Consider the following 20,014-nt stretch of genomic DNA (forward strand, 5'->3'; position numbering starts at 1 on the left):
ATTGTATATAAATCCCATTAATTGTTTTACAGAAAAATAGCGTACCCTATCTCTCTTTGTATTAAATAAAAAACCTCCACAATCGTGGAGGTTTTTTTATGCATAGGAATGTAGACCCGCTAAGACAAGGTTTACAGCAACTAAATTAAACATAATAATTGCAAAACCACCAACCGCTAACCAAGCTGACTTCTTGCCTTCCCAACCTTTTGATAAACGCAAGTGTAAGTAAGCTGCATAAAATAAAAATGTAATAAATGCCCATACTTCTTTCGGATCCCAGCCCCAAAAACGGGTCCAGGCAATTTGCGCCCAAATCGCTGCAAATATTAGTCCGCCTAACGTAAAAATTGGAAAGCCAATCGCTACGGAACGATATCCGATTTCATCTAATAATTTGATATTAGCTGATTTGACTAATGGTTGCAATGCTGCACCAATTCGTTTACGTAAAATAAGTCGTAAGAGACCATAAATCACAAGTCCTGCAAGAACAGACCAAATAAGTGTATTAAATTTACGCGGGGCGGCAGACCCATTAAACCATGATGGCGCTTCGAATAATGGACCAAATTTTTCTTTTGTAATTAAAGTTCCTTCATATGGCCCAGCGATAGCTGGCATGTCATAGTCTAATTGTGCCTCTACGCCTCGTTCATTCACCCATGTAAAAGAGGCTTTATAATCCATGAATTGGAACGTAAATGCAACGACAACGAATCCAACCGTTGTAATAATAGAAAAAAGCACAAGTTCTAACCAAAACGTTTCTTTGCTCCGTTTTGATTGATCGATTACTTTTATTAAATAAATAAGCCCTGCAATGAAACTAATCGATAAAATCCCTTCTCCGAGCGCAGCCATCGATACGTGTATTTGTAACCAATAAGATTGAAGCGCTGGAATAAGCGGTGCGATATCACGCGGGAACACGCTTGCATAGGCAATGATAACGATTGCTACCGGTAATGCAACAATTCCTAAAAAATTATTTTTATAAATTTGAAAAATCACAATAAACCCTAACACTAACATCATACTATAAAAGGTTGTGTATTCAAATAAGTTACTAAGAGGTGCATGTCCTCCTGCAATCCAACGTGTAATAAAATATCCTAATTGTGCTAAAAAACCTACAATAGTGACGATATAACCAATTTTACCCCATTTTTGTTTATGTTCTTCTTCATGACCACTTTTGAATTTTTTCCCTGTTACAGCAATACCAAAAATAATCGTTGCCGCTACATAAATAATAAAAGCAGTTAAAAGAAGCGAACTACTTAATTCTGTCACTATTGTCCCCCCTCTCTTTTGATGAATCTTTGTCTTCTAACGCTTGATCAATCGGTAATATAAGAGATGTTCCTGCTAAAATTTCCTCCAAATCTCTTGATAAACCATGCCAGTTTTTATTAGAATGGGCACTTATCCATATTCCATCTTCCTGTTGTTTCAACCAAATACGACGATGATTCCAGTACATACCTTGGACAACCCCAATCATAAAGATAGCTGCCCCTAGAATCATAAATCCAAGCGTAAAGTCTCTTTTTACTGTTAAGACAGTAGAATAACTAGGTTCCATTCCCGCAAATTTCATTTTATATTGGGTTTCACCAAGTGGTTCAATTGTTTGTCGAATTGCAACGAAACTAGTTTCCCCTTCAGGTGTTTGCGGTGTAAACATTTCAAATACGAATGCTGGATTATTAGGAAACTTTGACTTTGTTGCAAGCTCATTATTTTTCCATTCAAAGTCTGGATAATAGCCATTAATCTTCACTTTACTTCCATTTCCTAAATCATATTCTTTTTCTGGATTATATAAATCAACTTTTACTAATCCAAGTCCTTCATTCGTTTGTTTATTCGTTAATTCAAAAATCATGTATTTCATTTCTTGTTGATAGTTCGTTTGATACAATGCATACCCATCAAATTTTAACGGCTGATTTACGCGAATTTTATGTTCTGCTATGTTTTCTAAATCTGGCTTTTCACCGATTACTTTCTCTCCCTTTACTCGGTAGAGTATCGCGTTCGTTTGATAGTTTTTCGGTGACATGCCACCCATTCGATTTAAAGCATCTTTGAATTTGGCATCTTTTTTAGCATCATACATTTCTAAAATGAATTTATCATTTTTCACATAGTATTCGTTATTTGTTCCAGGTACTGCAACGGTTTCACCCTCTCGGATTAACACCATTTCATCGACATACATACCTGGAAATGCTCGCAACATCCCACCGAGTAATAAAATAAGCAACCCAATATGATTGACATACGGACCCCAGCGTGAAAAACGATTTTTTTCAGCAAATAGATTGCCATTTTCTTTTTTTACATGGTATTTTTTTTGTTTTAACGCTTGTTCTACTTTTTGTAATGTTTCTTCTTTATTTTCTACTTTTGTTTGACTAAAAAGACGTTGACGTTTCATAAATTGATCATGACGAGTAACACTTTGTTTTTTTAATGCCCGGTGTAAAGGGATAACACGGTCGAGACTAGCAATTAAAATGGATAACCCTAGTAATCCAAGCAATAAGGTAAACCACCATGAACCGTACATTTTATAAAAACCAAATACATAGTACATCCTTCCTACAAATCCATATTGTTCTTCATAATAAGTCGCTGGATTCGCTCCTGCTGGGAGAAAGTATTCTTGTGGAAAGATGGTACCAAACGCTGCACCGACTAAAACTAAAATGATTAATATAACACCCACTTTAACGGATGAAAAAAAGTTCCAAACTTTATCCACTATCGTTTTGTTATAAATTTTAGAGCGGCGTGCACTACCGTCATATCGCATATCTAACAGTTCTTGTTGTTGACCTACATCTTGTAAAGGCTTGCCACAGCTTTCACATAACTCAGTACCGAACGGATTTGTATGTCCGCACTCACATTTTATCGCTTTCATTCACATCACCTAAATCGTCTATGGTTTAATTTTTTCCATCTGTTCTGCAATCGATTCGTCGTCTAAACTTGCTGTAATTTGTCCGACAATCATTCCATCTTTGTCAATTAAAAAAGTGGTGGGGATAGGACTGATTTTGTATGCTTCCATCACTTCGCCACCTTTATCAATCACAATAGGGAAACGCAAATCATATTGTTTGGCAAACTTTTGGACCACGACATCTTGTTCATCCACATTCACTGCAAGAATTTCTACCCCTTGGCTTTTATATTTTTCATATTGACGATTCATCGCTGGCATTTCTTCTTTACATGGTTCACAATATGTGCCCCAGAAATTCAAGAAAACTCCTTTTCCGCGATAATCACTTAACTTTACAGGATTCCCCTCTAAGTCTACTAATTTAAAATCCGGTGCTTCTGTCCCTAACTCAATTGCTTTGTCCTCTTTTGTAAGCGATGAAAAAACGGCATACCCAATTGCAAGCACCATCACAATTAGAATTGCTGTTCGCATATAAAGTCGATTTTTCTTATTCATAAAGACCTCCACGATTATCATAAACTTAAATATGACGATATGGTTGCAAAATTATGAAAATTTTGTGACGGCTAATTGTTTTAATTTTTTTACTTCATATGGTCGAAGCCGTCTATATTCACCAGAAGCTAACCCATCTAATATGAGAAAGCTATATCCGACACGTTTTAATCGTTTGACACGATGACCGATTGCTTCAAACATTCGACGAACTTGTCGGTTACGTCCCTCATGAATAATTAATTCCACCATCGCTGTTTTATTTTTCTTATCCACTGAGCGAAGTTTTGCTTTCGCTTTACTTGTTACCCCGTCTTCTAATTCAATGCCTTCTTCTAACTGTTTTATCTTATGGCGATTTGGAATTCCTTCTACTTTTGCTACATATGTTTTTTCTACTTCATGACTCGGATGCATCAGAATATGTGAAAAATCACCATCATTCGTTAAAATAATTAACCCGCTCGTATCATAGTCTAATCGTCCAACTGGAAACAATCGTGCTTTTTCTCCCTCAATCAAATCCACGACCGTTGTTCTTCCTCGATCATCACCAGAACTCGAAAGAACACCTACTGGTTTATGCAAGACATAATAAACAGGTTCTTCTTTTTCAATCGGTACACCATTTACTTCAATTCGGTCTTTCGGTGTGACTTTTACACCTAGTGTTTTTACTACTTCTCCGTTAACCGTAACTACTCCTTGTAAAATAAGCTCCTCTGCTTTTCTTCTTGAAGCAATTCCCGCATGAGCAATTACTTTTTGTAATCGTTCCATTCATTCACCTCCTATTGTCATCAACTATAAAAAACCTTTGCAAGAAAGGATAATGTTCCGACTAACATTTTATCATAGTTTGCCCCTACAAACCAAAAACAAGATTACTTATTTTACGAATAAAAAATAATTTTCACAAAAAAAATGGCCATTACAAACCCCAACAAATCAGCAATAAGACCAATTTTTAATGCATTTCCCATTTTTTTGATTCCTACTGCCCCAAAATAAACTGTTAAAATGTAAAATGTTGTATCCGTACTGCCTTGAATAACAGATGCTAACCGACCTACATAGGAATCTGGTCCAAACTCTCTTATTAATTCAGCTGTCATACTTAATGCCGCTGTACCTGATAAGACACGCATAAAAAAAAGCGGAAAAATTTCATTGGGAACAGAAAAAATTTGAGCGATTGGATCAATTGCTACTAGCAACATATCCATCGCACCTGAAACTCGAAACATTCGGATTGCTACAAACATTCCAACGAGAAAAGGAAGAAGAGAAAAGGCCATTTCTAGCCCTTCTTTACCCCCTTCTACAAAACTTTCATATACATCTACTTTTTTAAAAAAAGCCACCAAAATGATGGTTAAAATAAGGGTCGGAATAAATAAAATCGATATCCATTGAATCACTTCTAACATTAGCATCACCTACTTTTTTCGTTTATGTACATAATGGTCAATAATTAGTGCTAAAACGCACGCGATAGTCGAAGCTAAAATCGTTGCAGCAACAATTTCTTCTGGAGATTGCGAACCATATTTTAATCGAATGGCAATAACAGTTGTAGGAACGAGAGTAATTCCAGATGTATTCAATACTAAAAATGTGACCATCGAACGGCTTGCTTCTGTTTTATTTCCATTTAATTTTTTCATCTCTTTCATCGCTTTAATGCCAAGTGGGGTCGCAGCATTTCCTAATCCGAAAGCATTTGCTACTACATTTGAAACGATATAACTGCTCACAGGATGTCCTTTCGGGATATCCGGAAAAATTTTCATCATTAATGGATGAATCATTTTTGCTAAATTATTTAGTAAATGAGCACGTTTTGCAATTTCCATTATCCCTAACCAAAAAGTTAAAATACTAATTAAACTAAAGGAAATCGTAACCGCTTCTTCTGCTCCTTTAAAAATGGCTTCATTTAGCTCCTCCACTCTCCCATTCCATAAAGCAAAGAAGACACTGATGACAATCAAACCTACCCAAATTACATTGATCATCCACACACCTCTTATTTCTTTGAATAAACAGGCAGCTCCGCCAGTTGGTCTCCTGCTAAATAAATCTCGACTTTCCCTACTTTTTGTTCATCCGACACTTGATTGCGATAAAGAAAAACTTCTGTTCTCACATTCCTTTCTTCTAACGAGCGCAACGGATAGAAAAATGCTCGTCTCGTGAAAACGACTTCTTCTCGCCCCTCAAGTCTTACTTTTCCTTTAGGTACAATCATTTTTAATCGAAACTGATTGTATGCCCATTCGAATAAGGTCATATGGTCTGTCCAATCATCTGGTGCATTTAGCGTGACGCAAATAAGTGTCATATTTTTTTTTTGCGCAGTAGAAACTAACGTACGTTTTGCTCGTTTTGTGTATCCTGTTTTTCCCCCTGTACTATATGGATAGAGTTGCAACAATTTATTTTTATTTTTCCAATAGCGAGTTGGCCCATTTTTCGTTGCTCGTGATTTATATTGCTTTGCTCCTGAAATTTTTTCAAACGTCTTATTCCCTAACGCATATTGTGTGAGCAACGCCATGTCGTAGGCGGTGGAATAGTGTTCTTCATGATCATCTAATCCATGCGGGTTTTGAAACATCGTATGTTCCATGCCAATTTCGCTCGCCTTCTCATTCATTAGATAAACGAATCCTTCTACACTTCCGCCAACATGTTCACTAATTGCCACTGCAGCATCATTACCTGACCTAAGCATTAATCCATACACAAGGTCTTCTAATTTGATTTTTTCTCCTTTTTCTAAAAAAATAGACGATCCTTCTGTACGAATAGCACGGTCACTTACGATCACCCAATCATCCATTTTTCCACTTTCAATCGCTAAAATAGCGGTCATGATTTTTGTAATACTAGCGATTCTTTTTTGTTCATGTGCATCTTTATCAAACAATACTCGTTTCGAACTTGCTTCCATCACAATAGCGGTCGCTGCTGAAACATGAGGTGTTTGTTTTAATAACACTTGTTCCCACGTACTAAAAAAGAAAAAAAGTGCTAAAAATAATGACAGAAATTGTTTCATAAAAAAACCCTGCCTTCAATGTAGTTTGTACCACTATATGCAGGACAATCTTATCTATTCCAACACAAAAAAGACGAACCCCCCTCTATCGGTTGTTCGTCACATCGTTTGCTCCATTGTTTTTAAAAATAAATCTGCTTCTTCTTCTACTTCTTTTTCCGTTAAATCTGGTAATATAGGTAATTCCTTTAAGGTCGTTAAACCAAAGACTCGTAAAAATTCTTCTGTTGTCCCATATAAAATAGGTCGTCCTGTCCCTTCTTTCCGGCCAACTTCTGCAACGAGCGCTTTGCCAACTAACGATTGAATTGCTTTGTCTGATTGGACTCCTCGTATCTCCTCGATTTCCACGCGAGTAATGGGTTGTTTATAAGCAATGATAGCTAATGTCTCTAACGCCGCTTGCGAAAGAGATTGCATTTTATTTGTCGCAATTAACGTTTGAATGTACGGAGAATATTCCCGCTTTGTCGTTAAATAATAACGATCCATTGCTTTTTGAATCATAAATCCGTATTCTTCTTTTTCATATCGATTTATTAACTCGTTTAGCCCTTGTATTACGACTTTTTCTTCTTGTTCTAACCCCTTCATTAATTCTGAAATCGTCAGTCCTTCATCTCCTGCAACATATAACAAACATTCGATTACTCCAATCTGTTTCTTTTCGTCCACTTTTACTCCTCCATTTATCATGCTATCGATTGTTGAAATGTATAAAAATTTCTTCCCCTGTTCCTTTTTGATAACAAATAATTTCGTTTAATTTCATTAGCTCTAATACAGCTAAAAATGTCACGACAATCTCAGCTTTTGTCTCATAATCAAATAGTTGATAAAAGGTTGTTTTTTTCTTTTTTGAAAAAATCTTTCTCATTTCTTCTATCCGTCTTTCAATAGGAATGTCTTCTCGAGTTACGGTTGCTTTTTTCGGAATCTGAAACTTTTTTCTATGTAATAACTTCTGTACCGCTTGAAGCATATCATATACGGATACTTGTAAACATTTATCATCCGCTTGTTTTTCTAAATAAGATACATCTTCCGCTGGTTTAGTGAATATATGAAACATATCTGTCTCTTTTTCTTTTAACCAGTCCGCCGCCTCTTTGTATTTTTTGTATTCTATCAATTGCTCTATTAACACTTCTCGTGGGTCTTCTTCCTCATATTCCTCTAGTTCTATATCGGTTGGTGGTGTAGGTAATAACATTTTACTTTTAATCGATAAAAGAGTGGCTGCCATGACTAAATACTCACTCGCAATATCTAATTCTAATTCTTTCATTGTATGGATATATTCCATATATTGTGCCGTGATTTCACTCATTGGAATATCATAAATATCTATTTCGTATCGCTTGATTAAATGCAATAATAAATCAAGAGGTCCTTCAAAAACTTTAATCTTCACCTTATACTCTTCCATATGGTCACCGCTTTCTACTTGCGAAAAACTGGTGTTATTATAGCATATTTCGAAAACTTTCAACAATTTGCTTTTTAAAAAAGCGGCTGTTACACTGATGATAGATGATTGATAAGGGGTAGAGAAATGACAGAAGCATTTATCCAATACTTATATTACTTTCACGGTCCAAATGATTACTTTGAATGTCATGAAGTATTAGAAGAACATTGGAAAAAGAAACAAAAAAAACACGATATATGGGTTGGTTTCATTCAACTCGCTGTTAGTTTATATCATATGAGACGTGGCAATTATAAAGGCGCTAAAAAAACAATCGATCGTTCGAGTATCATTTTCAAACAACACTTTTCTGAAATAGAACAACTTGGCATTGATCCAGAAGCATTATATAAACAAACTCTTTCTATAAAAAAACAAATACTTGCAAAACAACCGTACCAATGTTTTGTGTTACCATTTCGCGATACAGGCTTACAAAAAGACATAGAAAATCGTTGTCGAGAAGGAGGGTATACGTTTGGCTCCCCTGACTGTTTAAACGAACAAATTATCCATAAACACCGATTACGTGATCGCTCTCAGGTCATCGCCGCTCGTGTCGATGCGTTAACGAAAAGACATCCATAAAAAAACCGCCCTTTTTAGGCGGTTTCACGACATATCTATCAGAATGGTGGAAACATTATTTATGATGGATATTTTTTTATTTCGAGCAATGACATTTTTCGATAAATTTATTCGTATCTTCCGTTGTCCGGACGAAAATTCCTTTAGAAGCAAACTTTTTTTCTAACTCCTGTACCATTTTTCGTCCAATCCCTTGATTTCGATAAGAGGGGTTCACACAAATATCTTGAATGGTAACAGTGGAATCATCTTCATAATGGATTCCCAGAACACCAATCAAATCCTCTTCTTTCCATAAATACAATTTCCATTTTTTTGATTCTTCATAACGTTCAATTGTTTTTTGCAGCTCTTTTACCTTTTTATGTTGCGGCATAAAAGATAGCAAACCCATCGCAATTTTTTTATTTGTTTGATTTAGACGAATAAACATAACAAAATCCCTCATTACTGTAAAGACATTGAAATTTTCTTCTTCTTTTTATTATACCCATCTTTCAATAAAATAACTAGCAGATAAGAAGATTCATTTTGTGTTTACCAAGGGACATTTGTTTACTCAAATGATTTTGATAAGTTTGCCATTTCAATCGCAGAAACTGCTGCTTCATACCCTTTATTACCTGCTTTTGTTCCTGCTCGTTCGATCGCTTGTTCAATGCTATCCGTCGTTAACACACCGAAAATTACTGGCATAGAATAATCTAATGTTAATTTTGCTACTCCTTTTGATACTTCACTACATACGTAGTCAAAATGCGGTGTTGCACCACGAATAACTGTGCCCAACGTAATAATGGCATCATATTTTTTACTTTCCACCATTTTTTTAGCAATTAGTGGGATTTCAAACGCACCAGGTACCCACGCTACTTCAATATTTTCTTTTTGCACACCATGACGGTAAAGACCATCTTCTGCACCCGATAATAACTTACTCGTAATAAATTCATTAAATCTTGCTACTACAATACCTACTTTTAAATCTGTTCCAACCAAATGCCCTTCAAATGTTTTTCCCATTGATTTTTCCTCCTTAAATGTGTAAATAGTGTCCTAATTTGTGTACTTTTGTTTTTAAATACGATTCGTTATGTTCACTTGCTTCGATTTCTAACGGTACCCGTTCCACAATCGTTAAGCCGTGGCCTTTTAACCCAGTAATTTTTCTTGGATTGTTTGTTAATAAACGCATGTTACCTACGCCTAAATCTTTTAAAATTTGAGCACCTATTCCATAGTCACGCAAATCATCTTTAAAGCCTAACTTTTGATTTGCTTCTACTGTGTCATATCCTTGTTCTTGCAATTTGTATGCTTTCAATTTATTAATTAATCCGATACCGCGTCCTTCTTGACGTAAGTATAATAATACCCCTTTTCCTTCCTGTTCAATCGCTCTTAAAGCAGCGTGAAGCTGCGGTCCACAGTCACAACGGTGCGAACCGAACACATCTCCTGTTAAACATTCGGAATGGACACGAACAAGCGTTGGTTCTTCTTCTTTTATTACTCCTTTTACAAGTGCAACGTGTTCTTTTCCATCAATTTTACTCGTATACCCAACCATTTTAAAATCACCAAATTCTGTTGGTAATTGGATTTCTACTTCTCTTTTCACTAACGATTCTGATTTTTTACGATATTCAATTAAATCTTTAATCGTAATCATTTTCAATCCAAATTGTTGTTTGATTTCATACAAATCATCCCGCCGTGCCATGGTTCCGTCTTCTTTAATAATTTCACAAATCACACCACTAGGATATGCTCCGCATAAGTTAGCTAAGTCTACCGCAGCTTCCGTATGCCCTGCCCGACGAAGAACACCACCTTCTTTTGCTATTAACGGAAAAATATGTCCAGGACGTTTGAAATCGTTTGGCTCCGCAAACATACTAATTAAATGTTTAACGGTTAATGCACGCTCAAATGCAGAAATACCCGTCGTCGTTTGAATATGATCTACACTTACCGTAAAGGCTGTTTTTAATTGATCTGTATTTTGTGGTACCATCGGAAATAATTCTAATTCTTCTGCTCTTTTTTCTGTAATTGGTACACAAACTAATCCTCTTCCGTGTGTAATCATAAAATTAATAGCGTCTGGTGTAGCCTTTTCAGATAAAACAATAAAATCCCCTTCATTTTCACGATCTTCATCGTCGACTACAATGACAACTTTTCCTGCTTTTAAATCTTCTAATGCTGATTCAATGGAATCAAACATAGTACGTCACGACCTTTCTCAATCTAAAAATCCGTAATTTGATAAATCTTGGAGCGTTATAGATGATTTTTTTTCTGGTTGTTTTTCTTTGAATTGAAGTAATCGTGCTAAGTATTTCATCAACATATCACATTCGATATTGACGGAATCTCCTACATCTTTTTCCCCTAAAATAGTTGCTTGACGTGTATGAGGAATAAGTGAAATAAGGAAAGTTTGCTCGCTAACTTCAAAAACCGTTAAGCTAGTACCGTCTACGGTTATAGAACCTTTCTCCGCGATATATGGCATCCAATCGGGAGACGGCAATTCAATTTCATAATATTTTGCATTTCGATCATATGTTGTTCGAATAATGTTCCCAATCACTTCCACATGACCAGATACAAAATGCCCACCAAATCGGTTGTTCATTTGCATCGCACGTTCTAAGTTTACCTTTGTCCCTTTTTTAAAAGCAGATAAATTCGTTGCTTTTACCGTTTCAGGCATTACATCTACCGTAAATTGAGAAGATGTAAAAGAAGTAACCGTTAAACAAACACCGTTGACAGCAATACTATCCCCAAGTTTAACATCTTCTAAAATATGATTCGCTTTTATATGAAAGGAGTAGTGCTTAGGATTTTCATTAATTGTAACAACTTCTCCAATTTCTTCTATAATTCCTGTAAACACATCTCATCTTCCTTTCGTTTATAGACAAGCTTCAAGTCTTCTCCGATTTGTTCAGTAGACTGCAAGGTAAACATCTTCGCGTCTATCATTTTTTTGATACCTTCTCCACCAAAAGCACTTGGCGCTTTTGCTCCTCCGATAATTTTTGGGGCAATATAATGAATGATTTCATCGATTAATTGTTCTTGTAAAAAACTATTATTAACAGTTGCTCCACCTTCTACGAATAGCGATAAAACCCCTCTTTCATACAACATAGCAAGCACATCTTGTAAGATTATTTTTTCAGTTGTAAGTGAAATAATCTCTACTTGAGGATTGGAAAGCATTTGTTGTTTCTTCGATTTATCATAGTTAGCACCAGTAAAAATAACAACTTTCGTTTGTTGATCATGTAACATCGGTTCTTGTTCATTTATTTTTAACGTAGTATCCAATACTACTCGAAGTGGATGAATTCCACCATTCGGTAATCTTGTCGTTAACGATGGATGATCTGCCTGAACAGTATGTATGCCTACTAAAATAGCATCATATTGATGACGATAACGATGCACATCAAGTCGCGCTGCTTCTCCCGTTACCCATTTAGAGTCGTTTATTTCTGTTGCAATTTTTCCGTCAATTGTCGTGGCAAATTTTAAGGTTACAAAAGGACGTTTCTTCCGTAATCCGTGAAAAAACCAGCGATTTACGGTTTTTGCTTCTTCCTCTAATACCCCTACTACCACTTCTATGCCGGATTGTGTTAATTTTCTGACACCATTTCCTGCAACTTTCGGATGCGGATCTAGTGTAGCAATTACTACTTTTTTGAAACCAGATTGTACAATTAAATCCGCACACGGTGGCGTTTTACCATAATGGCTACACGGTTCTAACGTGACATAAATAGTGGCATCCTGACATTTTTCACCGGCCATCCGAATAGCTTGTACTTCTGCATGTGCATCCCCACTTTTTAAATGGGCACCAATCCCGACAATCATCGAATCCTTCACAACGACGGCACCCACTAATGGATTCGGGCTTGTTTGGCCACGAGCTGCTTCTGCTACTTGTAATGCCAACTTCATATATTCTTGATTGGTCATGCTATACCTCCTCTCTTGTCGATGAAAAGAGCAAAAAACCCCGAAGAATATCAATTCTCCGGGGTTTTGTCAACACAAACTAAAGGTATACCTATTATAGTATAGGAACCTTTCACGTTTTACACTCACTATTTTTCCTTCTCCCATCCAGACTTTCACTGTCGGTTTCGGAATTACACCGAATCAACCGTTTGGCTAAACCAAACGGGTCACGGACTAAAAAGCAAACGCTCTGCTTTATCACCGCCGGTTGGGAATTACACCCGACCCCGAAGGAATATATTATTGAATTGGGTTAAGAATAACACAATTTGTCGAAAGGAACAATAGATATGCTTACCTATTTTTCGCTTCTCTTCCGATGACAGGATATTTGTTTATTCTTCCCACACTTTTACTTCTTTCATGACATCGCCTTGACGAATACGATCCACCACATCGATACCTTCTACTACTTGACCGAATACAGTATGAACGCCGTCTAAGTGTGGTTGTGGTTCATATACGATAAAGAATTGACTGCCGCCTGTATCTTTTCCTGCATGTGCCATAGAAAGAGAACCGCGTTCATGTTTATGAGGATTGCCTTCTGTTTCACATTTAATTGTATAACCTGGGCCTCCCATTCCGTTCCCATAAGGGCAACCACCTTGTGCTACGAATCCAGGGATAACACGGTGAAATGTTAATCCGTTATAAAATCCTTCGTTTGCTAATTTTTCAAAGTTTGCTACTGTTCCAGGAGCTGCTTCGTCAAAAAATTCAATTACGACTTGTTCTCCAGTTTCAAATGTAATGCTACCTTTTTTCATCTTTTTTCCTCCTCGAATGAAAATCGCTTTCATCATACCATAAAAATTGATTTTCTTCTATTTTTCATATGGAAGATCTAATCGAACAATATCCTCATACGTTTCCCGTCGAACAACTAATTGACTCTTTCCATTTTCCACAAACACAACGGCCGGGCGTGGCAAACGGTTATAATTACTCGCCATCGAATAACCATATGCACCGGTACAAAACATTGCTAACAAGTCTCCTGCTTTTGCTTTTGGCAACGAAACATCCCAAAGAAGCATATCACCACTTTCACAACATTTCCCCGCAATTGAAACAACTTCTTCTTGTTTGTCTTGTAATCGATTTGCTAATGCCGCTTCATATTTTGCTTGATACAATGCAGGGCGGATATTATCCCCCATCCCCCCATCAACTGCAACGTATTTTCGAATGGACGGGATTGTTTTTTCACTACCTATTGTATACAAGGTTGTTCCAGCTTCACCAACAAGCGAACGTCCTGGTTCAATCCATACTTCTGGAAGTGGTAATTCACGTGTTTTTGCTTCTTTTTTCACCGTTTGTAAGATTGCTTCGACGTATTGGTCTGCAGGAAGCGGCTCGTCTCCTTCTACATAACGAATTCCGAATCCTCCACCCACATTTAAAATAGAAGGGACAAATTGATAGTTTTCTTGCCATTCCGAAATAGCAGCAAAGATTTTTTCAATAGCCATTAAAAAACCAACCGTCGTAAAAATTTGCGAACCAATATGACAATGAATTCCATCTAACTGAACAAATTCACTCTTTTTTGAAAATTCAATCGCTTCGTCTACTTGTCCACTTGTTAAATCAAATCCAAATTTAGAATCTTCCTGCCCAGTGGAAATATAGTCATGCGTATGCGCTTCAATCCCTGGTGTAATTCGAAGTAAAATGTTCGCTTTTTGTTGTTTTTCTTGACAAATACGGTCTAATAATTGTAATTCAAAAAAATTATCTACCACAAAATAGCCAATCCCTGCTTCTAATGCCATTTCTATTTCAGAAATGCTCTTATTATTTCCATGGAAATGAATTTTTTCCATCGGGAAATTTGCTTTTTGAGCTGTATATAATTCTCCACCAGAAACAATGTCTAATCCTAGTCCGAGTTCATCCATCAATTGGATAATTGCAACGCTTGAGAAGGCTTTAGAAGCATACGTTACACGCCCTTTTACTTGCTCCTTATCAAAAGCGCGTTGAAATTCATCGGCACGTTTTCTAATTTGCGCTACATCATACACAAAAAGTGGCGTTCCGTACGTTTTTGCTAACTCAACTGCACTGATTCCGCCAATTTCTAATTGTCCATCTTCATTCATTCGACTTGTTCCATGAAAGTACATCCACAATTGCTCCCCTCAGTATGAAAATTATTTTTCAATTTATCACATGAAGGAATATTTCGCAATAGGTAATACCATCTTTCATTCTGGTTCGCGTAATTTATTTTGTGGATGGACAATGCTTGGGCGTTCTTTTTCTTTGGATAACGGTTGTCGAATAAAGATATTGAATAATGCACGTCCTTCAAACGGAATAAGCGGCCAAAAATAAGGAGCATGAAAGGATTTCTTACTTACTAATAACAGGACTAATAGTGTAACCCCAATCATAAATCCTGGTACTTGGAATAATCCAACTAATGTTAATAACACAAGACGAGCTATTTTATTGGCAATACTTAATTCATAACTCGGAGTAGCAAACGTCCCCATTGTGGCAAGCGCAATATATAAAATGACTTCTCGGATAAATAACCCCACGTCAACAGCTATTTGACCAATCAATACTGCTGCCACTAGTCCCATTGCAGTCGATAAAGGAGTTGGTGTGTGGATGGCTGCCATTCGGAGCAAATCAATTCCGAGCTCCGCCACAATCAATTGAACAAAAATAGGAATATCGGATTTTTTATCAGGTCCAATAAAATCAAGCATTTTTGGTAGTAAATCTGGCTCTAACACATACAAGTACCATAACGGAAGCAAAAATAAAGAAGCGAATATTCCAATAAACCGAATCCAACGCAAATAAATGCCTATTGCCCGGTTTTGGCGAAATTCTTCAGCGTGTTGGACGTGATGAAAAAACGTCGTTGGTGTAATCATAATACTAGGGGATGTATCTACAAAAATTAAAACGTGCCCTTCTAATAAATGACTAACTGCCACATCTGGTCGCTCCGTATAACGGACAAGTGGAAAAGGAAACAACCCTTGTTTCACTAAAAATTCTTCCAATGTTTTATCGCCCATTGGTAACCCATCAATAGACATATTTTCAATCTCTGTTTTGATTGTTTTTACTAACCCGGGATCTGCAACATCTTGTAAATAACTAATGCAAATATCCGTTTTGGAACGTTCGCCTACTTGTACCATCTCATTTCGTAATCGTTCATCTCGGATTCGTCTGCGTGTTAATGCTGTATTGACGATAATATTTTCTGTATATCCATCGCGTGCCCCGCGAACTACTTTTTCTGTATCTGGTTCTTCTGGAGAACGACCAGGATATTGTCGTACATCAATTGCAAAACCTTCCGTTTCTCCTTCTACTAATATAATAATTAATCCGGACAACAATTTATCGGTTGCTTCGTCTAGCGAATGGATACTCGATACTTGTTGATGAATAAGCCGATTTTGAATGAGCGATTTCACATCGGTTATTTTCGGATGATTTTCATTTAAATTGACCACTTCTTTTATTAAATTCATAATAAATAACGATTCTGATAAGCCATTTACATAATATAATTGGATGGTTTTTCGATAAATCGTAAATGTTCGTAAACCAACATCAAATGTGGTACCTATCCCTACATGTTGTTTGAAAAATTGTTCATTTTTTTCTGGTTCGGGAAAAATGTCTGTGCTTTCCTTTGCTTTCATGACCATTCACCTCTTTTTGACGGTTTTCCCATTCCGTATGCTAGGATAGAAAAACTAATGACCCACGTTAAAAATGGAACGAGAAAAAACAAATCCATGTACTGAAAAAAACTAAGCAACGATACGATAAGCGCTCCTTTCGCCCAACTAAGAAAGCTGTCGTATAAGGAGAAATATTGTAACAATGCTCCGATTGCAAGAAAAATGAGCCACCCGTGCAGCATTGTCACATGTCGATTCAGCAAAAGCAGTTGTCCAAATAACCCGAACACTCCGCCGATGAAAAATACTATTACAAAATTCATTTACCCTTCCTCCCTTCGTTCTAACACGATAGCATGACTAATTGCTGGAATCGATTCCCCTTGCTTCACTAATGCAGCATTTAATAATGTACCAGTGGCTAAAAATAAAATTCGCGTCATCTTTTTTTGTTTTAAATGTTCGAAAAAATAACTAAACATCACAAGTGCTGGAGTAGCACATCCACTTGCACCTGCATAATATTTACGCTCTGGATGTAACAATAACATCCCACAATCAACGTGTTTTCCTTCTACATCTATTCCTTCTTTTAAAAGCAGTGTTCGGAATAAAACAGATCCATGTCTTCCTAAATCACCTGTCACAATCCAATCAAAGTCATTGAGAGAACCGGGATAATCTTTGATACATTGCAACATCGTATGAACCGCTGCAGGTGCCATAATACTTCCCATTTGAGATGGGTCAGTTTGATTCATATCTTGTACTTGTCCCATCGTAAAAGCTGTCATCATTACTTCTTGTTCTGTTTTACTAATAATAGCTGCTCCCGCCCCAGTTGCTGTCGTATTCGCTGTTTGTTTTTTTTCTGCACCAAAGGTTGGTGGGTAACGAAATTGTCGCTCTGCACTACCAAAATGACTACTCACCGCTACTAACACTCGATGACAATCATTCGTTTGTAACATAAAAGCTGCCATAATCATTGCTTCTGTAATCGTGGAACAAGCACTAGCCATTCCCATATACGGAATCGCTAGCTCGCGAGCAACATACGAACTTGTACCATTATGAAAAAGTAAATCACCTGCTAAAAAGGCATCAATATCTCGTTCGGCAATGTTTCTTTTTTTAAAACATTCATCTACCGCTTCTAACATTAATCCTCGTTCTGCTAATTCAAAACTTTTATATCCACCATACAGGTCATGGAAATAGCGAGAAAAAAAATAACCAAGCGGGCCCTTTTTTTCTTCTGGTCCCACACACAACCCCGTCGATTCAATATATATAGGATTTTGTAACACATACGATGTTTTTCCGATTTTTTTTAACACAACACCCTCATCCTTTGCTTAAAAAAATCCATTGCACAAAATAATAAAACATTAAAAAAACAGCAATTTGTTCGAAAATTTTTGGTGTCGCTCCTTTTATCCACCCTTCTTTTCTAGCATCTATGGCAGCGCTAAAAACAACATTAAAAAAACCAAGTATAGAAAACATAATTCCTCCAGCGGCCAAAAAACTTAATTTTCGAAACAGGTACATTTTTGTTCCTAGTAAGCTTATAACCATCCATGCGATTATAACGGAGTAAATAGCAATATCCATTGATACAAGGAATATACGTTGTATGAGGATAATTCCACATTCCGTAAGTACAGATAATAAACCAGACAACACAAAAGAGAGAAACAACCTAGTTCCAATCGGTTCTTTCGGTTTTGTCGCCGAAACCGTTCGCTTATATAATTGTGTTTGATTCATTTTTTCACCAACTTTTTCTTTTGTGTAAAACGTACTAATATTTCTTTCAACACCATGGATCACGCATACATTATTTCCAAATGAAATATAACCATTGAAATAGAGATCCAGCCATTTTTCCTAGCGCAAGAGCAGATAAAAACCAAAGAACAGCATGATCTGCATAAATTCGTTTCGCTAAAATTGGTAATACATTTAATACTTCTGTTAATGCAGCTGCTAATAAACCGATAAATATACCACATAAAGCACCAACAAATAGCACGAAAGCTTTCCCAACATGAAAATGAACCGTAGTAAAACTAACGAAACAACCAATCATCGAACCGATAATAATCGCTACTTCATATCCACGAATAAAAAAGTTCGTTTTTGACAGTTGCATTAGCCGTGGCAAAATTCCAAGCACAGATAAAAAAGCCACATATCCTGTACCAACTGCCAATCCGCCACTTAAACCGATGATTACCACAATGGCTATCATCTTTTTTCTCCATATTTTTGTTCCGTTGTTTTCACATAGCGATCTAAATCTTCTTGGTAGTTAAACATTTCTACTTCTAACGGGCTCGGTTCATCATTGAAACGTTTTTTGAATATATGGTTAAAAAATAAAACCATTCCTACCGCAATTCCTATAGAATATGGTACTTGCAACCAATATAATTGATTCGTTCGTTCGCCGGTTAAAATATAATATAATTTTTCATGTACCGCTTTCATGCTCACATCTTCATGAAAATTCATGATAGCTAATCCGCTTCCAATAAAAAGTAACCACCAGATTAAAAAAATCCAAAAAGGCTTTAGTAATTTTTTTTTATCTTTTTGTTCAATGACGATTTCTGTTTCTCCATATGAAATCACTTCAATCGTCGCATCCCATTGATGAATTCGTTCCATCACAGATAAAGTGGATATTATACTAAAACGCCCGTCATCTTTGTTCACTTTTTTAATCGGTAGTTGTCGTAACAATTGTTTTTTTTGCTCATCTTTCATGTATAACGTTGCTACTTTTCCTAGTGTAATGATTTCCTCAGCTTCTACTTGTATTCGATTGACATAGTGAAGGTATAGTCGTTGTTTTGTATCCACCTTGCAAACCCCCTTCTCGTCTATGTGTAGTATGGTTGTTTTTTATAAAAACCATACAAAAAAGACCAAATGCTACTTGCTCATTTGGTCTTTTAACTGACGTAATATTTTTTTCTCTAATCTCGATACTTGCACTTGCGAAATACCTAACCGTTCGGCAATTTCCGCTTGTGTTTGATCTTTAAAATAACGTAAATACACAATTAATCGTTCTCTTTCTTGTAACTCTTCTAAAAGCTGATGTAAGGCTAGCTTATCAAACCACATGGATTCTGATTTTTCTGTTAATTGATCAAGCAAATAGATTGGATCTCCGTCATTTTCAAATACTGTTTCATGAATGGATGTTGGCGTTTTTCCCGCTTCTTCTGCTAACACAAGTTCTTCTTTCGATATATTTAAATCGTCGGCAATTTCTTGGATTGTTGGATTTCGATGTAACTGTTTTGTTAACGTTTCTTTTGATTGACGAATTTTATGATGTAATTCTTTTAAGGACCTGGACACCTTAATCGTGCCATCATCCCGAATAAATCGCCTAATTTCTCCAATAATCATCGGTACCGCATACGTCGAAAAACGGACATCATAAGAAAGGTCAAATTTATCGACTGCTTTTACTAATCCAATACAACCAATTTGAAACAAATCATCCGCTTCATATCCCCGATTTAAAAAACGTTGCACGACCGACCAAACCAACCGTAAATTATGTTCAATTAATTGGTCTCGTGCAGATGCATTTCCTTCTTGTGCTTGTTTAATTAACGATTTTACCTCTTCATCTTTTAACGGGACGCTACGCTTTAATTCCACTTCCATACCCATTC

The 20,014-nt window shown here is 36.4% G+C and carries 24 protein-coding genes and 1 riboswitch; of the genes, 1 reads left to right on the forward strand and 23 read right to left on the reverse strand.

Features of this window, described 5'->3' with window-relative positions; all coding sequences use genetic code 11:
• Positions 1–96: 96 nt before the first annotated feature.
• The 9 genes from ccsB to BN1372_RS08070 all read right to left on the reverse strand — a co-directional run bounded on the left by ccsB (position 97) and on the right by BN1372_RS08070 (position 7,971).
• Positions 97–1,296, reverse strand: a complete 1,200-nt coding sequence (gene ccsB, locus BN1372_RS08030; protein ID WP_062198366.1) for a c-type cytochrome biogenesis protein CcsB — start codon at positions 1,294–1,296, stop codon at positions 97–99.
• Positions 1,280–2,935, reverse strand: a complete 1,656-nt coding sequence (gene resB / locus BN1372_RS08035) for a cytochrome c biogenesis protein ResB (protein ID WP_062198367.1) — start codon at positions 2,933–2,935, stop codon at positions 1,280–1,282. The genes ccsB and resB overlap by 17 nt, the downstream gene beginning before the upstream one ends.
• A gap of 18 nt (positions 2,936–2,953) precedes the next feature.
• Positions 2,954–3,478 (reverse strand): thiol-disulfide oxidoreductase ResA, encoded by a 525-nt coding sequence (resA, locus tag BN1372_RS08040; RefSeq protein WP_062198369.1) that lies wholly within the window; start codon positions 3,476–3,478, stop codon positions 2,954–2,956.
• Positions 3,479–3,529: 51 nt separating this feature from the next.
• Positions 3,530–4,258: a pseudouridine synthase gene (locus tag BN1372_RS08045; protein WP_062198371.1), complete on the reverse strand. Its 729-nt coding sequence runs from the start codon at positions 4,256–4,258 to the stop codon at positions 3,530–3,532.
• Between the two features lie 113 nt (positions 4,259–4,371).
• Positions 4,372–4,908, reverse strand: coding sequence for a spore maturation protein (locus tag BN1372_RS08050; protein WP_062198373.1), 537 nt, complete (start codon positions 4,906–4,908; stop codon positions 4,372–4,374).
• Between the two features lie 9 nt (positions 4,909–4,917).
• Entirely contained in the window at positions 4,918–5,496 is a 579-nt protein-coding gene (locus tag BN1372_RS08055; protein WP_062198375.1) for a nucleoside recognition domain-containing protein, read from the reverse strand.
• A gap of 11 nt (positions 5,497–5,507) precedes the next feature.
• Complete coding sequence (locus BN1372_RS08060) at positions 5,508–6,542, reverse strand: D-alanyl-D-alanine carboxypeptidase family protein (RefSeq protein WP_062198376.1); 1,035 nt, start codon at positions 6,540–6,542, stop codon at positions 5,508–5,510.
• 99 nt (positions 6,543–6,641) lie between these two features.
• A complete protein-coding gene (scpB, locus tag BN1372_RS08065; protein WP_187118401.1) occupies positions 6,642–7,217 on the reverse strand; it encodes an SMC-Scp complex subunit ScpB in 576 nt (191 codons plus the stop codon).
• Between the two features lie 22 nt (positions 7,218–7,239).
• Positions 7,240–7,971, reverse strand: a complete 732-nt coding sequence (locus BN1372_RS08070; RefSeq protein ID WP_062198380.1) for a segregation/condensation protein A — start codon at positions 7,969–7,971, stop codon at positions 7,240–7,242.
• A gap of 126 nt (positions 7,972–8,097) precedes the next feature.
• Here BN1372_RS08070 and BN1372_RS08075 point away from each other — a divergent pair, with 126 nt between their 5' ends.
• Positions 8,098–8,601: a DUF309 domain-containing protein gene (locus tag BN1372_RS08075; protein ID WP_062198382.1), complete on the forward strand. Its 504-nt coding sequence runs from the start codon at positions 8,098–8,100 to the stop codon at positions 8,599–8,601.
• 76 nt (positions 8,602–8,677) lie between these two features.
• Here BN1372_RS08075 and BN1372_RS08080 read toward each other — a convergent pair whose 3' ends face one another.
• The 14 genes from BN1372_RS08080 to sigF all read right to left on the reverse strand — a co-directional run bounded on the left by BN1372_RS08080 (position 8,678) and on the right by sigF (position 20,006).
• Positions 8,678–9,034, reverse strand: a complete 357-nt coding sequence (locus tag BN1372_RS08080) for a GNAT family N-acetyltransferase (RefSeq protein ID WP_062198384.1) — start codon at positions 9,032–9,034, stop codon at positions 8,678–8,680.
• Positions 9,035–9,156: 122 nt separating this feature from the next.
• Positions 9,157–9,624 (reverse strand): 6,7-dimethyl-8-ribityllumazine synthase, encoded by a 468-nt coding sequence (gene ribH, locus BN1372_RS08085; protein ID WP_062198386.1) that lies wholly within the window; start codon positions 9,622–9,624, stop codon positions 9,157–9,159.
• A gap of 13 nt (positions 9,625–9,637) precedes the next feature.
• Positions 9,638–10,831, reverse strand: a complete 1,194-nt coding sequence (locus BN1372_RS08090) for a bifunctional 3,4-dihydroxy-2-butanone-4-phosphate synthase/GTP cyclohydrolase II (protein WP_062198388.1) — start codon at positions 10,829–10,831, stop codon at positions 9,638–9,640.
• A gap of 18 nt (positions 10,832–10,849) precedes the next feature.
• Entirely contained in the window at positions 10,850–11,509 is a 660-nt protein-coding gene (ribE, locus tag BN1372_RS08095; protein ID WP_062198390.1) for a riboflavin synthase, read from the reverse strand.
• Positions 11,491–12,603: a bifunctional diaminohydroxyphosphoribosylaminopyrimidine deaminase/5-amino-6-(5-phosphoribosylamino)uracil reductase RibD gene (gene ribD, locus BN1372_RS08100; RefSeq protein WP_062198393.1), complete on the reverse strand. Its 1,113-nt coding sequence runs from the start codon at positions 12,601–12,603 to the stop codon at positions 11,491–11,493. Before ribD ends, ribE begins: the two co-directional genes overlap by 19 nt.
• Before the next feature lie 131 nt (positions 12,604–12,734).
• Positions 12,735–12,884, reverse strand: a riboswitch (FMN riboswitch).
• A 96-nt stretch (positions 12,885–12,980) separates the two neighbouring features.
• Positions 12,981–13,415 (reverse strand): peptidylprolyl isomerase, encoded by a 435-nt coding sequence (locus BN1372_RS08105; RefSeq protein ID WP_062198395.1) that lies wholly within the window; start codon positions 13,413–13,415, stop codon positions 12,981–12,983.
• Positions 13,416–13,472: 57 nt separating this feature from the next.
• Positions 13,473–14,780, reverse strand: coding sequence for a diaminopimelate decarboxylase (gene lysA, locus BN1372_RS08110; protein WP_062198397.1), 1,308 nt, complete (start codon positions 14,778–14,780; stop codon positions 13,473–13,475).
• Between the two features lie 81 nt (positions 14,781–14,861).
• On the reverse strand, positions 14,862–16,331 hold the full coding sequence (locus BN1372_RS08115) for a spore germination protein (RefSeq protein ID WP_062198399.1): 1,470 nt from the start codon (positions 16,329–16,331) through the stop codon (positions 14,862–14,864).
• Entirely contained in the window at positions 16,328–16,636 is a 309-nt protein-coding gene (locus tag BN1372_RS08120) for a SpoVA/SpoVAEb family sporulation membrane protein (RefSeq protein ID WP_062198401.1), read from the reverse strand. The genes BN1372_RS08115 and BN1372_RS08120 overlap by 4 nt, the downstream gene beginning before the upstream one ends.
• On the reverse strand, positions 16,637–17,653 hold the full coding sequence (locus BN1372_RS08125; RefSeq protein ID WP_062198403.1) for a beta-ketoacyl-[acyl-carrier-protein] synthase family protein: 1,017 nt from the start codon (positions 17,651–17,653) through the stop codon (positions 16,637–16,639).
• Between the two features lie 7 nt (positions 17,654–17,660).
• Entirely contained in the window at positions 17,661–18,086 is a 426-nt protein-coding gene (locus BN1372_RS08130; RefSeq protein ID WP_147515358.1) for a SpoVA/SpoVAEb family sporulation membrane protein, read from the reverse strand.
• 70 nt (positions 18,087–18,156) lie between these two features.
• A complete protein-coding gene (locus BN1372_RS08135) occupies positions 18,157–18,570 on the reverse strand; it encodes a stage V sporulation protein AB (RefSeq protein ID WP_062198407.1) in 414 nt (137 codons plus the stop codon).
• A complete protein-coding gene (locus tag BN1372_RS08140) occupies positions 18,567–19,184 on the reverse strand; it encodes a stage V sporulation protein AA (protein WP_062198409.1) in 618 nt (205 codons plus the stop codon). Before BN1372_RS08140 ends, BN1372_RS08135 begins: the two co-directional genes overlap by 4 nt.
• Before the next feature lie 72 nt (positions 19,185–19,256).
• Positions 19,257–20,006 (reverse strand): RNA polymerase sporulation sigma factor SigF, encoded by a 750-nt coding sequence (sigF, locus tag BN1372_RS08145; RefSeq protein WP_062198417.1) that lies wholly within the window; start codon positions 20,004–20,006, stop codon positions 19,257–19,259.
• Positions 20,007–20,014: the final 8 nt, after the last annotated feature.

It is taken from the genome of Massilibacterium senegalense, assembly GCF_001375675.1.
Lineage (GTDB): Bacteria > Bacillota > Bacilli > Bacillales > Massilibacteriaceae > Massilibacterium > Massilibacterium senegalense.